The following is a 13,154-nucleotide window of genomic DNA, read 5'->3' as shown; positions in this document are numbered from 1 at the left end:
AAAGTATTAATATCACGCATAAGAACGCCGGTTTTTTAGATCTGTTTGCTCGCACGAACATCATCTATCAAATCGGCGTTTTTGTTTCTGAGTTTCCCGGGATTCCGTGAAGAACCATAAAAAAGGCCCCCATATAGGGGGCCTCTTGGCTACCGCGGCGATTTACATGTTCGGGTAAGTCGGGCCGCCGGAGCCTTCCGGAGTGACCCAGGTGATGTTCTGGGCCGGGTCCTTGATGTCGCAGGTCTTGCAGTGCACGCAGTTCTGCGCGTTGATCTGGAAGCGCTTCTCGCCGTCTTCCTGAGTGACCACCTCATACACGCCGGCCGGGCAGTAGCGCTGCGCCGGTTCGTCATACAGCGGCAGGTTGCGGCCCAGGGGAATGCTCGGGTCGGTGAGTTTCAGGTGGCACGGCTGTTCTTCTTCGTGGTTGGTGCCGGAGATGAACACCGAGCTCAGCTTATCGAAGCTGAGTTTGCCGTCGGGTTTCGGGTAGTCGATCTTCGCGCAGTCCTTGGCCAGCTTGAGGCAGGCGTAGTCCGGCTTGGTGTCGTGCAGGGTGAAGGGCAGCTTGCCGCCGAACAGATTCTGGTCCACCCAGTTGAAGCCGCCGCCGACGATGGCGCCGAACTTGTGGATCGCCGGGCCGAAGTTGCGGCTGGCGAACAGTTCTTCGTACAGCCAGCTGGACTTGAACGCGTTGACATAGCTGTTCAGCTCATCAGCCCCTTCGGAGCCGGCCAGCAGGGCATCGGCCACGGCGTCGGCGGCCAGCATGCCGGACTTCATCGCGGTGTGGCTGCCCTTGATCTTGGCGAAGTTCAGGGTGCCCAGGTCGCAACCGATCAGGGCGCCGCCCTTGAAGACCATTTTCGGCAGCGAGTTCAGGCCGCCCTTGCAGATGGCGCGGGCGCCGTAGCTGATGCGCTTGCCGCCTTCCAGGTACTGGCTGAGCACCGGGTGATGCTTGAGGCGCTGGAACTCGTCGAATGGCGACAGGTAGGTGTTGGCGTAGGACAGGTCGACGATCAGGCCGACTACCACCTGGTTGTTTTCCAGGTGATAGAGGAAGGAGCCGCCAGTGTTCTCGTTGCCCATGATTTCCAGCGGCCAGCCGGCGGTGTGCACCACCAGGCCTGGCTGGTGCTTGGCCGGGTCGATTTCCCAGATTTCCTTGAGGCCGATGCCGTAGTGCTGGGCGTCGGAATCGCTGTCCAGGTTGAAGCGCTTGATCAGCTGCTTGCCGATATGGCCACGGCAGCCTTCGGCGAACAGGGTGTACTTGCCGCGCAGTTCCATGCCGGGGGTGTACATGCCGTCTTTCGGATGACCTTCGCGGTCGACGCCCATGTCGCCGGTGAGAATCCCGCGAACCACGCCGTTCTCGTCGATTAGGGCTTCCTGGGCGGCGAAGCCCGGGTAGATTTCCACGCCCAGGTTCTCGGCCTGCTGGGCCAGCCAGCGGCATAGGTTGCCCAGGGAGATGATGTAGTTGCCTTCGTTGTGCATGGTCTTGGGCACAAAGAAGTCTGGAACCTTGGTGGAGGTTTCACCGCTGCGCAGTACATAGATGTCGTCGCGGGTGACCGGGGTATTGAGTGGTGCGCCCAGTTCTTTCCAGTCCGGGAACAATTCGTTCAGGGCCCGTGGTTCGAACACCGCACCGGAAAGGATGTGAGCACCGACTTCGGAGCCTTTTTCTACCACGCAGACGCTGATTTCCTTACCGGCTTCAGCGGCCTTCTGCTTAAGGCGGCAAGCGGCGGACAAGCCTGCGGGGCCGGCACCGACGATGACCACGTCGAATTCCATGTATTCGCGTTCCACTAGGCTATCTCCTACTCAAGGCTCAACGGTTTTTTCTAATTGGAGGTCTGGCGTTGCATCCGCGTTTTTTCCGTCACCAAAAGGGGGGATGGAAGCAGGACGGCCGACCTTTCTCTCTGGGCGGCGCATTATATCTACACCACTCTCAGCGTCCAATACAAACGTTTGTTTGAAATTGTCGCAGCCCAGATAAATCAAAGACGCGCGGCTTATGAACGGCTATTTTGCCGTATTGACCGGAAAAGGCGTTCCGGTCAAGATACGGTCGGTTTTGCGCTCGCCGTAGGCTGACTGTTGGTTTCAAGAGCACCTCTAAAGACAGGGCGAAGGCAGTAAAGGTGACGCGCCGCGCAGCTTGAAAGTGCGCAGTTTACACGCCGCGATAATGAATGACTCGTCGGTCACCACTGACCAACGGTCATCACCCCGTGAGCAAGGTCGACCTGTATGCGCCAGCGTTTTTGGAGGTGCCCTTGTGCCGATGAGCATCAACCGCCAGGTTCTCGCCTAGGCGACTTTCTTTTCACCGGAGAGTAACGAGGAATCCATGAAGGTTCTTGTAGCTGTCAAACGAGTGGTCGACTATAACGTCAAGGTTCGCGTCAAGGCGGACAACTCCGGCGTCGACCTCGCCAACGTCAAGATGTCGATGAACCCTTTCTGCGAAATCGCAGTGGAAGAAGCCGTACGCCTGAAAGAGAAAGGCGTGGCGACTGAAATCGTCGTCGTCTCCATCGGTCCTGCTACTGCTCAAGAGCAACTGCGTACCGCCCTGGCACTGGGTGCCGATCGCGCAATCCTCGTCGAGTCCGCTGAAGAGTTGAACTCCCTGGCCGTGGCCAAGCTGCTCAAGGCCGTGGTCGACAAGGAACAGCCGCAGCTGGTGATCCTGGGCAAACAGGCCATCGACAGCGACAACAACCAGACCGGCCAGATGCTGGCGGCCCTGAGCGGTTACGCTCAAGGCACCTTCGCCTCCAAGGTCGAAGTGTCTGGCGACAAGGTCAACGTCACCCGTGAAATCGACGGCGGCCTGCAGACCGTTGCGCTGAACCTGCCAGCCATCGTCACCACCGACCTGCGTCTGAACGAGCCGCGCTACGCGTCTCTGCCAAACATCATGAAAGCCAAGAAGAAGCCGCTTGAAACGCTGACTCCTGATGCTTTGGGCGTTTCCACCGCCTCCACCAACAAGACCCTGAAAGTCGAAGCGCCGGCTGCACGCAGCGCGGGTATCAAGGTCAAGTCGGTGGCTGAACTGGTCGAGAAACTGAAAAACGAAGCGAAGGTAATCTGATCATGACTATCTTGGTAATCGCCGAACACGATAACAAGGCGCTGGCGCAGGCCACCCTGAACACCGTTGCTGCCGCCGCCAAAATCGGTGGTGACATCCACGTACTGGTTGCCGGTGCCGGTGTTGGCGCCGTGGCCGAAGCTGCTGCGAAAGTCGCTGGCGTGAGCAAAGTGCTGGTGGCCGACAACGCCGCCTACGCGCATCAACTGCCGGAAAACGTTGCACCGCTGGTGGTTGAACTGGGCAAGGGCTACAGCCACATCCTGGCTGCCGCCACTTCCAACGGCAAAAACATCCTGCCGCGGGTTGCCGCTCAGCTGGATGTGGACCAGATCTCCGAGATCATCTCGGTCGAAAGCGCCGACACCTTCAAGCGTCCGATCTATGCCGGTAACGCCATCGCTACCGTGCAGTCCTCGGCTGCGGTGAAAGTCATCACCGTACGTGCCACCGGTTTCGACCCGGTTGCCACCGAAGGTGGCTCGGCTGCCGTTGAAACCGTGGGCGCCGCTCACGACGCTGGCAAATCGAGCTTCGTTGGCGAAGAGCTGGCCAAGTCCGACCGTCCAGAGCTGACCGCTGCCAAGATCGTCGTTTCCGGCGGCCGCGGCATGCAGAACGGCGACAACTTCAAGCACCTGTACGCCCTGGCCGACAAGCTCGGCGCTGCGGTCGGCGCCTCCCGCGCGGCCGTGGACGCAGGCTTCGTGCCCAACGACATGCAGGTCGGCCAGACCGGCAAGATCGTTGCGCCACAGCTGTACATCGCCGTCGGTATTTCCGGCGCGATCCAGCACCTGGCCGGCATGAAAGACTCCAAGGTGATCGTTGCGATCAACAAGGACGAAGAGGCACCGATCTTCCAGGTGGCCGATTACGGCCTGGTGGCGGACCTGTTCGAAGCCGTACCCGAGCTGGAGAAGCTGGTCTAATCCGGCGGCTTCACTTATAAAGAGCCCGGCCCTTTGGCCGGGCTTTTTTTTGTCCGCTTGCTGCCCTGGAGACTGTCCTGATGATTCTGCGCCGCCTGAGTGGCTGGTCGACCTTGCTCGGCCTGGGCCTGTTGCCATCGCTGGTGATGGCTGCGGGCAAATGCGAGCGGCTGGTGGTCACTGGCAGCCCGGATGCACCGCCGTACCTGTGGCGCGATCCGCAGAACCCCAGGCACCTGGTGGGGGCCAGCGCCGATCTGCTGCAGCAGGTGGCCGGGGAGCTGGGGCTGAAGGTCGAGCTGCTGTACGCCGGCAAGCGCTCCGAGGCCCTGGACGAGGTGCGTAGCGGACGCATGGACATGCTGGCCGATGCGCCGCTGACCCTCGACGCGCTGGAATCCCTGGACTACATCCATCCGGCCCTGGTGCAGAACGACTACCTGGTCTGGACCCGCAAGGATTCGACCCTGGTCTACAACCAGCTCGAGGACCTGACGGGCCATCGTGGCGCGCTCTCGGAAAAGGCCCGCTTGACCCAGCCGTTCCAGGCCATGGCCAGGGAGCACCTGCAGCTCAAGCGCCTGCCGAACCTGACCCAGGTGCTGCAGAGCCTGGTGCTGGGCGAGGTGGACTATGTCCTGGCCCCGCGATATGCAGGCATGGCCATGGCTCAGTCCCTGGGGCTGGCGGCCGATCTGGCGGCATTTCCCCAGCCCATCGACAAACCGGGGCTGTTCCTGGCGTTGTCCCATAACTCCGCCTGCAATGACCCATGGTTGCGCGGACAGCTGGCAAAAAAGATGACAGAATTGCCCGCGTCCGGTCTGACGGAGGCCTTGCTGCAGCGCAATCTGGAGCGCTGGAAGGCCCAGTTGCAGCAACCCGTCAGCAGCCCAAAACCCTAGGAATACTGTGTGACTATTCGACCCCTTATCGCGGCCCTGGCTCTGTTGGCCATGGCCGGTTGTGCAACCGATCCGGCACCCAACGAGCAGATGCGCCTCACTGCCCAGGCACTGGAGCAAGCCAAGGCCGTGGGCGCCTCCGCCGAGGACATGCCCGAGATGAAGCTGGCCGAGGACAAGTTCTCCCGGGCCCAGGGCAATATGCAGGATCAGTCCTACAAGAAAGCCCGGGTTCGCGCCGAGCAGGCCGAACTGGACGCACGCCTGGCCGAAGCCAAGGTGCTGACCGGCAAGAGCCAGGCACAGGTGGACGCATTGAATTCGCGCATCACCCGTCTGCGCAAGCAAGTGGGGGACGCCCAATGAGCCGCTCCATGGGTATTCTCGGTGGCGCCATGCTGGTGGCCTGCCTCGGCCTACAGGGCTGCGCCGGCCAGCACAGTGAAGAAGCCTTGCAGCAGGCCGGCAGCGATTTCCAGAAGGTCAAGGAAGACTCCAACGTGTTGCGCATCGCGCCCAAGGACGTGATCCGTGCCGGTGAATCCCTGGCCCGTGCCGACCGCCTGTCGACCTACTGGGGCAGCGGCAGCGATGTCGAGCATTACGCCTACCTGAGCCGACGCTATAGCGAGATTGCCCGTCAGCACACCGAGCAGGCCCTGAACCAGGAACGCGCGGCCAAGCTCGAGCTGGAGCGTCAGCGCCTGCAACTGGCCCTGCGCGAGGCCAAGTTGCTGAGCGTGCAGCAGCAGGGCAAGTGGCTGGAGGAGCAGATCATCAGCCTGGCCACCACCCAGACCGATCGCGGCCTGGTGATGACCCTGGGTGACGTGCTGTTCGATACCGGCGAGGCGGAGCTGAAGAACTCGGCCAATCGCACCGTGCTCAAGGTGGTGCAGTTCCTCCAGCTCAACCCCAAGCGCGTGGTGCGTATCGAGGGCTACACCGACAACACTGGCGAGCGCCAGAACAACCTGCAGCTGTCCCGGGATCGGGCCCAGGCTGTGGCAGACGTGCTGGTAGACCTGGGGATCGACGAGAAGCGGGTCCAGGTCGAGGGTTACGGCGACGACTATCCAGTGGAGGCCAATGCCTCGGAGCGTGGCCGGGCCCAGAACCGTCGAGTGGAAATCGTCTTCTCCGACGAGAAGGGCCAGCTCGGCGCGGCGCGCTGACAGACCCCGTTGTCCCGGAAAAACCCGACGCCTGGCACGCGTCGGGTTTTTTTATGTCTGCAAATAAGCTCACAAAACCCTAGCGTTGCGCTTTTCACTGCCCGGTGTCCTCGACTATTGTAGAAACTGTCCCAGTACACTTCTAAACTGTGCCGGTAGTGTTTCACACAAGAATAAAACGCCGTGAAAGCGAGTGCTGCGCCATGACCAACCTCTTGCTCTATCAACGTATCGCTCAGCAGTTGGCTGAGGATATTCGCCGTGGTGTCTACCAGCCGGGGGAGCGCGTGCCGTCGGTGCGCAAGATGAGCTCGCAGCTCAATGTCAGCCACGCCACGGTGCTCCAGGCCTACGCCAATCTGGAAGACCAGGGGCTGATCCGCGCTCGGCCGCAATCGGGCTACTACGTGCACCAGACACCGGCCCTGACCGCGCCGACCCCGGATATCGCCCGGGTCGAGCGTCCGGGGCTGGTCACCCGGGCCAGCATCATCCAGCAGGTGCTGGTGGAATCCCGGCGTGAGGGGGTGTTTCCCCTGGGTGCCGCGGTGCCCAGTGTCGACTACCTGCCGGTGCGGGCGCTGCACCAGCAATTGGCCAAGGTCACGCGGTTTCACAGCCCCCGGGCGTTCAGCTACATGTTCAGCCCCGGTTTCGAGCCGCTGCGGCGCCAGGTGGCGATTCGCATGCGCGATGCCGGGGTGGTGGTCGACCCCTCGGAAGTGGTGATCACCCATGGTTGCGTGGATGCCCTGCAGATGTCGCTGCGGGTGCTGACCCGGCCTGGCGACCTGATCGCCGCCGAGTCGCCGACCTACTACGGGCTGTTGCAACTGGCCGACCTGCTGGGGCTCAAGGTCATCGAGATTCCCAGCGACCCCACCACCGGCATGAGCCTGGAAGCCCTGCAACTGGCTGCCAACCAATGGTCGATCAAGGCCCTGGTGCTGACCACGCGGTTGAGCAATCCCCTGGGCGGCACCATGCCGGAAGAGCGGCAGAAACAGTTGCTGCGCCTGGCCTCGGACTTCGATATCCAGATAGTCGAGGACGATATCTACGGCGAACTGATGTTCGAGGTGGGGCGCACCAAGGCCCTGAAAGCCTACGACCGCCTGGATCGGGTGATCTACTGCTCGAGCTTTTCCAAGACCCTGTCACCGGGCGTGCGGGTGGGCTGGATGATCGCCGGCAAGTACCAGCAGGAAATCCAGCGCCTGCAGACCTTCAGCACCCACTCGGCGTGCAGCGTGACCCAGATGGGCGTCGCCGCCTACCTGGAGAACGGCGGCTACGACCGGCACCTGCGCTATATCCGCCAGGAGTACCGCAAGAACCTCAGCGCCTTCCAGCTGGCGGTGCAGCAGTATTTCCCCGAGGGCACGCAGATCACCCGGCCCAATGGCGGTTTCATTCTCTGGGTCAGCCTGCCGGGGCGGGTCAATACCCAGGAGTTGCACGTGCGGGCGCTGCAACAGGGCATCAGCATCGCCCCGGGGCTGATCTTCAGTAACACCGAACAGTTCAACCACTGTGTCCGCCTCAATTGCGGCACACCCTGGAACCGTGAGGCCGAACGGGCCTTGATGACCCTGGGGATGCTCGCCAACCAGTTGTGCCAAGAGGCGGCCGGCGGATTTTAAAGAGTGTGGCCCTGTGCTTGTCACAGGGCCTGCAACAAGCGAGCATAGGCATACCTTTTGTCGATTTACCTGCCTTTATGAAAGCTTTTTTCCCTGCCATCTGGTTATCGGCCTGCCTGCTGGGCAGTGCAATGCTGAGCCCGGTTCAGGCGGCCGGGGCCCCAGCCCAGCCAGCGGCCAGTGCCACCCATCCGAGCAAGCCGGCCAGCGCCAAGAAAGACTCGCCCAAGAGCAAGGGCAAGCCTGCTGCCAGCCCCTCCAAGGCTGGCGCAAAGAGCAAGGCCAACGCGAAAAAGACTCCGGCGTCGACCAAGTCCAAATGGGCCTATCAGGACATCAAGGCGCCATTGCCCAGTGCCAAGGTGGACCTGAGCCTGCCGGTGGAGATGGTCAGGCACCTGCAGCCGGTGGGCAGTGTGACGCCGGCCAAGCGTGCCCCTTTGCTGCCGCCGATGTTTGGCGAGAAGCCCAAGGAAAGCAGCCCGTTCCAGATCAACGGCCGCTTGCTCAGCAATGAAATGCAGCTGCAGTTGCGCAACGAGGAGCGTCGGGATATCGAAGGCGCGGCCCTGGATTTCGAGTTCAAGCAGTAAATTCTTCCCGGTACCTGTGACCGCTCGGGTCGACACTTTGTCGGAGACTGATCAGTCACCTGTGCTTGCACGCAAATTCCGTTCTTCGAGTAATTTTAAACGGCTGTTTTAGCGGTTACTCTTGTCCGGCGTCATTCAACACTCTGCTCGTCGCGAGGAGTTTTTCGTCATGAACTGCCGTGAAGGTTGTGGCGCCTGCTGCATTGCCCCTTCCATCAGTACCCCGATTCCCGGCATGCCCAATGGCAAGCCGGCTGGCGAACGTTGCCTGCACCTTTCTGTCGAAAATCTCTGTGGTCTTTTCGGCAGGCCGGAGCGGCCGCCAGTGTGTGGGGCATTCCAGGCAGAGCCCGAGGTGTGTGGCGAAAACCGTGAAGACGCCATCCGCCTGATCGGTTGGTGGGAACAAGTGACGGCGGCATAGGGTGTTCTCAATGAACGGAACTTCAACAATAAGGAATAAGACAATGGGTTCGCTGCATCGAATTGCTGTGCTCTGTGGTTTAACCGTGCTGTTGGCAGCAACGGCCCAGGCCGAAGACTGGCAAACGGCCAAGGACGAAGACGGCATCAAGGTTTCCCTGAGTGAAGTCGCCGGTTCCAAATACAAGGCCTACCGTGGTGTCACCACCATGAAGACCTCTATCGCCAAGCTCCGCGCCTTGCAGGAAGACGCGGCCGGCGCTTGCTCCTGGATCCACGAATGCAAGACCCAGAAGCTGCTCAAGCATGAAGGCGATCAAAGCTGGACCTACACCCAGTTCAACGCCCCATGGCCGGTCACCGCCCGTGACTCGGTACTGCATATCACCACCAGCGAGGCCGCCGATGGCAGCGTGACCCGCAAGCTGGAAGGCCTGCCGACCTATATCCCCGAAGAGAAAGGCTTTGTGCGAGTAGCCCAGGTCGAGGGCTACTGGAAGTTCGTGCCCAAGGGCGATCAGGTGGAAGTGACCTATCAGGTGCACACCGAGCCAGGTGGCAGCGTGCCGTCCTGGCTGGCCAACAAGTTTGTGGTGGATGCGCCGTTCAACACCTTGAAGGCCCTCAAGGCGCGGGCCGAGAAGCCGTAACCTGCGGCTGCAATCGCCGTAGTACCAAGGTCGCCTGCGGGCGGCCTTTTTCATGGCGGCAATAGCTGTGCGCTGGAACGTTTGCCTCGGGCTCGGGGTCGAGATGCTGTAAGCCCACTGATCGGGCTATCGAGGAGGCACTGATGCAAAAGTGGCAAGTCACTTTCGTCGATGACCATGGTGTCCAGTCCGTCGAACATTTCGACTGTGAGCAGCAACCGACGCTGGAGCAGGCCGCGCAACTGGTGCGCGCCAGGCTGCTGCCGGTGAGCGCCGAGCTGGATCTGAATGATCTGGAAGGGCGTACCGATGAGCCCACCCTCAAGAGCCTGAAAGAGCAGAACAGTATTCAGATTCTCGGCATCGCGCCGATCTGATCAGGGCAGGCAGCAATTTGTGGCGGCGTCCAAGTCTTGGCGCTAATCTGCAAGCAGGATCAGAGAATTCTTCGCAAAGCCCTGATCTTGCCAGCTCCATGCTTGTTTCCTGACGACCCTCCCCGGGTCGTGATGTCGGTCGTTGTATCTGATGAGTCGGGAAACACGGAAAGTCTATCCATCGGTTTGAGGAGGACGTTTCATGAGCACAGCCTTTCAAGAAGACCTCAGCAGCAGTGTGTTGCGCCGCATGAAAGAAGGCGGTTTCGACTTTTCACGATTCCATCCCATCGAGTTCTACGCCATTTTCCCGGACGAGGAGCGGGCGCGCAGGGCGGCAGAACAGTTTCGCGGTGAGTCCTTGAATGCCCAGATCAGCGTGCGTGATGACGGCGCCTGGTACCTGGAGCTGAGCAAGGTGATGTACGCCACCCATGGCGGCATCGGGGATTTTGAGCAGGACTTCGAGGCAGTGGTCGAGCCCTTGGGTGGCATTATTGAAGGCTGGGGAGTCAAGCATGAGGTCCGCAGGCGGCTGATATAGCCTGAATGCGGGTATCGCAACCGGCAATTGGCTGACCTCAAGGTCGGCCAATTGTGCTTTCAGGGGGCGCAAAAGGGCCAAGCCAGGCCACTGTACAGGTGGCCAAAAGGGAAGAGCGGTCGAGGATTAAGGAAGCCTGTCATGTTGAGTCGAAGCGCATCGGATCTGTACTGGATGTCCCGCTATCTGGAGCGTGCGGAGAACCTGGCGCGGATGCTCGATGCCAGCCATTCGCTGTCGCTGATGCCCCAGGACGGACGCGGGGATGGTTTGCACGAGCTGGCCATGCCATTGCGCATCACCGGCACCCTGGACGATTACCTGAACCGCCATATCAACCTGCATGCCGAAGGCCTGTTGCAGTTTTTTGCTCTGGATGGGAGCAACCCCGCCAGTATCTACAACTGTCTGGGGGCGGCCCGGGGCTGTGCCCATGGGGTGCGTGGGCGGATCACCACCGATATGTGGGAGAACATCAACGCCACCTGGCTGGACATTCAGCAGATCGCCCGCCAGGGCCTCAGTGCCTATGGCATGCAGCGCTTCTGCGAGTGGATCAAGCAGCGTTCGCACCTGTTTCGTGGGGCATCCTACGGCACCCTGATGCGCAACGACGCCTTTCGCTTCATTCGCCTGGGCACCTTTATCGAGCGTGCCGACAATACCTTGCGCCTGCTCGGTGCCCGCTACGAGATGGCGGGTGAGCGGGCCGCTGCGCTTAGCGATGGCACAGCCCATGCCTACTACCAGTGGAGTGCCTTGCTGCGGGCCTTGTCGTCCTTCGAGGCCTATACCGAGATCTATCGCGAAGCCCCCGAGGCCCGGCATGTGGCCGAGCTGCTGCTGTTGCGGGCCGACGTGCCGCGTTCGCTGCGGGCCTGCACCGAGGAGATCGAACAGATCCTCGATGGCCTGCCCGGGATCAATGGACGTCCGGCCCAGCAGCTGGCGGCGGAGATGGACGCACGCCTGTGCTGCATCGGTATCGATGAAATCCTTGGTCAGGGCCTGCACACCTGGCTGACCGAGTTCATCCCCCGGGTGCGCCAGTTGGGCGATGCCATTCACCGAGCCTATCTGGCGCCTGCTTAAGGCCCGCGACTGCCTGGAAAGCGGGCTTGCCGATAAAGGGGCGAGCCCCTAGGGCTGCTGCTTGCGCCCGGCCATATGCCGCAGATAACCCAACAACAGCTCCAGCTCGGCATCCGGCAGCACCGTGCTGGCAAAGCCGGGCATCTTCGCCTGGGGCCAGCGCCGCAGGCTTTGCGGGTCGCGGATATAGCGCTTGAGGAAATCGCCGCTGAAATACTCGGTGGGGTTGTAGGGAATATTCAGGTCCGGGCCGAACTGGGAGTCGCCGGCGCCATTGAGCCGGTGGCAGGCCAGGCAGTTCTTCTGGAACAGGGCGAACCCCTGGTTGATCGGTGAGTTGGCCGCTAGCTTCGGGTCCGGTGCCATGGCCGGAAAACGCTCCGCCACCGGCGCCATACGCTGGATGCGGGCCACCTGGAACGGCCATTGCTCAGGGCTGATATGCCCGGTGGCCGGGTCGCTCCACACCAGGTAGAAGGGGCCGGCACCGGGTTTGCCTGCTGCCAGGGGGGGCCAAGGGTTGGCCGGGTCTTCGATGGCCAGCCAGGCCCGGGCGCCTTGGCGTTGCAGCAGGGGCGCGGCACCGAGTTCCGCGGCAAAACCATCCAGGGCCACGATCTGCAGATGATCCTCGGGCTTGAGCCCCTGCAACAGAGCCGCCAGGGGCACCGCCCGGTAATGCATGTCGCGCTTGTAGGACACATCGTTGGGGATGCTGATATCCCGGGCTTCGGGGTGTCCGAGCAGCTCGGCGGTTTGCCAGGTACGGCTGCCGGAGCCCAGGTCGATCAGCAGTTGTGCAGCCTGCAGGGGGCCGCTCAATAACAGAGCGGCGCAAAGGAAGAGAGCTTTCAATTGATGGCCGTAAGATCGTCGTCAGTGGGTTCGTCGCCGGGGAGCACGTCGTCGGGGCGCGACACATGGTCGAACAGTGCATCCCGGAGTTCTTCGTAGTTGCCGCCGTTCACGATACCGAAATAGCCGCGCTTGAGCAGGGTGTCTTCGGCTTCCAGGGCATGCTGGTTGGTGTCGCTGTAGATCACCACCGTGGCGTTGGGGTCCAGCACCACCTTGCGCAACTGGTAGGCCAGGCCCTCGGCGCTGATGCCGGTGCCGTCCTCCAGTTCGAGATCGACCTGCAGCGAGTTGTGCACATTGCCGGCGGCAAAGTCGCTGTCGTTGCGCAGGTCGAGGATCAGCGCGCCGTCATTGATTTCGTCCACCGCACGGTTGACGTCGATGATTCCGGCGCTTGCTGTGTGCATGCTCAGCAGCGTGGCCAGTGCAATCCATTGGCGCATGAGTCTTCCCCGTGATGTTCCTCAGGAAGACTGGCACACAAGTCGGCCCCCCGGTAGCAACCGGGGGACAATTTCGCGACTCGTTGAGCGAGCAGTCACGGATCAGCCGATCACTTTGGTGAGGTTCGGCAAGATCAGCAGCAGCGTGGTTGCAAAGAGGATGAGCCCCGCTTGACGGACTTTCGAATGTTTGAACATGGCTGAATGCCTTTTGTTGTTATTCCTGAGCATCAATGCACGCCGGTCCTTTGTTTTCACTATGAGCCGGTTATGTGACTTTTTTCTTACCGGTCCCAGCGCAAGAACCGTCCGGGACTTCCTACATTTCCTACCTTAGAGGCCTTGAATCCCCTGGCTTAGATCCAATTCGTATGAGTTGACCAAAGCAATTTATT

At 61.2% G+C, this 13,154-nt stretch carries 15 protein-coding genes; 12 read left to right on the top strand and 3 right to left on the bottom strand.

Translation table 11 applies throughout. From position 1 onward, the window contains the following. Nucleotides 1–162: 162 nt before the first annotated feature. Nucleotides 163–1,827 carry an electron transfer flavoprotein-ubiquinone oxidoreductase gene (locus J4P02_RS11005; protein WP_426189972.1) on the bottom strand — a complete coding sequence of 555 codons (1,665 nt, stop codon included), beginning with the start codon at nt 1,825–1,827 and terminating at the stop codon, nt 163–165. 547 nt (nt 1,828–2,374) lie between these two features. Between J4P02_RS11005 and J4P02_RS11000 the strand changes: the two genes are divergently transcribed. From J4P02_RS11000 to J4P02_RS10945, 12 genes are all read left to right on the top strand, one after another. Then, a complete protein-coding gene (locus tag J4P02_RS11000; RefSeq protein WP_015634720.1) occupies nt 2,375–3,124 on the top strand; it encodes an electron transfer flavoprotein subunit beta/FixA family protein in 750 nt (249 codons plus the stop codon). 2 nt (nt 3,125–3,126) lie between these two features. Next, nucleotides 3,127–4,056, top strand: a complete 930-nt coding sequence (locus tag J4P02_RS10995) for an electron transfer flavoprotein subunit alpha/FixB family protein (RefSeq protein WP_426189969.1) — start codon at nt 3,127–3,129, stop codon at nt 4,054–4,056. An 80-nt stretch (nt 4,057–4,136) separates the two neighbouring features. Beyond that, nucleotides 4,137–4,961, top strand: a complete 825-nt coding sequence (locus J4P02_RS10990; protein ID WP_426189967.1) for a substrate-binding periplasmic protein — start codon at nt 4,137–4,139, stop codon at nt 4,959–4,961. A 9-nt stretch (nt 4,962–4,970) separates the two neighbouring features. Then, nucleotides 4,971–5,327, top strand: a complete 357-nt coding sequence (locus tag J4P02_RS10985) for a DUF4398 domain-containing protein (RefSeq protein WP_426189966.1) — start codon at nt 4,971–4,973, stop codon at nt 5,325–5,327. Then, nucleotides 5,324–6,136 carry an OmpA family protein gene (locus J4P02_RS10980; protein WP_426189964.1) on the top strand — a complete coding sequence of 271 codons (813 nt, stop codon included), beginning with the start codon at nt 5,324–5,326 and terminating at the stop codon, nt 6,134–6,136. Before J4P02_RS10985 ends, J4P02_RS10980 begins: the two co-directional genes overlap by 4 nt. 203 nt (nt 6,137–6,339) lie before the next feature. Then, nucleotides 6,340–7,779 (top strand): PLP-dependent aminotransferase family protein, encoded by a 1,440-nt coding sequence (locus J4P02_RS10975; protein WP_426189962.1) that lies wholly within the window; start codon nt 6,340–6,342, stop codon nt 7,777–7,779. Nucleotides 7,780–7,856: 77 nt separating this feature from the next. Further along, nucleotides 7,857–8,372: a translation initiation factor 2 gene (locus tag J4P02_RS10970; protein WP_426189960.1), complete on the top strand. Its 516-nt coding sequence runs from the start codon at nt 7,857–7,859 to the stop codon at nt 8,370–8,372. Nucleotides 8,373–8,541: 169 nt separating this feature from the next. Then, a complete protein-coding gene (locus tag J4P02_RS10965; protein WP_426189958.1) occupies nt 8,542–8,796 on the top strand; it encodes a YkgJ family cysteine cluster protein in 255 nt (84 codons plus the stop codon). A 43-nt stretch (nt 8,797–8,839) separates the two neighbouring features. Continuing rightward, nucleotides 8,840–9,445, top strand: coding sequence for an START domain-containing protein (locus tag J4P02_RS10960; protein WP_426189956.1), 606 nt, complete (start codon nt 8,840–8,842; stop codon nt 9,443–9,445). 143 nt (nt 9,446–9,588) lie between these two features. Further along, nucleotides 9,589–9,822, top strand: coding sequence for a hypothetical protein (locus J4P02_RS10955; RefSeq protein WP_426189954.1), 234 nt, complete (start codon nt 9,589–9,591; stop codon nt 9,820–9,822). A gap of 202 nt (nt 9,823–10,024) precedes the next feature. Then, nucleotides 10,025–10,366 carry a ribonuclease E inhibitor RraB gene (locus J4P02_RS10950; RefSeq protein ID WP_426189952.1) on the top strand — a complete coding sequence of 114 codons (342 nt, stop codon included), beginning with the start codon at nt 10,025–10,027 and terminating at the stop codon, nt 10,364–10,366. A gap of 141 nt (nt 10,367–10,507) precedes the next feature. Next, entirely contained in the window at nt 10,508–11,458 is a 951-nt protein-coding gene (locus J4P02_RS10945) for an alpha-E domain-containing protein (protein WP_426189950.1), read from the top strand. Between the two features lie 48 nt (nt 11,459–11,506). Here J4P02_RS10945 and J4P02_RS10940 read toward each other — a convergent pair whose 3' ends face one another. After that, the gene (locus J4P02_RS10940) at nt 11,507–12,313 is read right to left on the bottom strand and encodes a c-type cytochrome (protein WP_426189948.1); all 807 of its coding nucleotides are present in this window, start codon (nt 12,311–12,313) and stop codon (nt 11,507–11,509) included. Beyond that, a complete protein-coding gene (locus tag J4P02_RS10935) occupies nt 12,310–12,759 on the bottom strand; it encodes a rhodanese-like domain-containing protein (protein ID WP_426189946.1) in 450 nt (149 codons plus the stop codon). The genes J4P02_RS10940 and J4P02_RS10935 overlap by 4 nt, the downstream gene beginning before the upstream one ends. Between the last annotated feature and the right edge of the window lie 395 nt (nt 12,760–13,154).

The sequence above is a fragment of the Pseudomonas sp. NFXW11 genome (genome assembly GCF_049887815.1).
In the GTDB taxonomy this organism is placed as follows: domain Bacteria; phylum Pseudomonadota; class Gammaproteobacteria; order Pseudomonadales; family Pseudomonadaceae; genus Aquipseudomonas.
The sequence above is the reverse complement of the archived record's forward strand: the minus strand, read 5'-3'. Positions and strand labels throughout refer to the sequence as shown.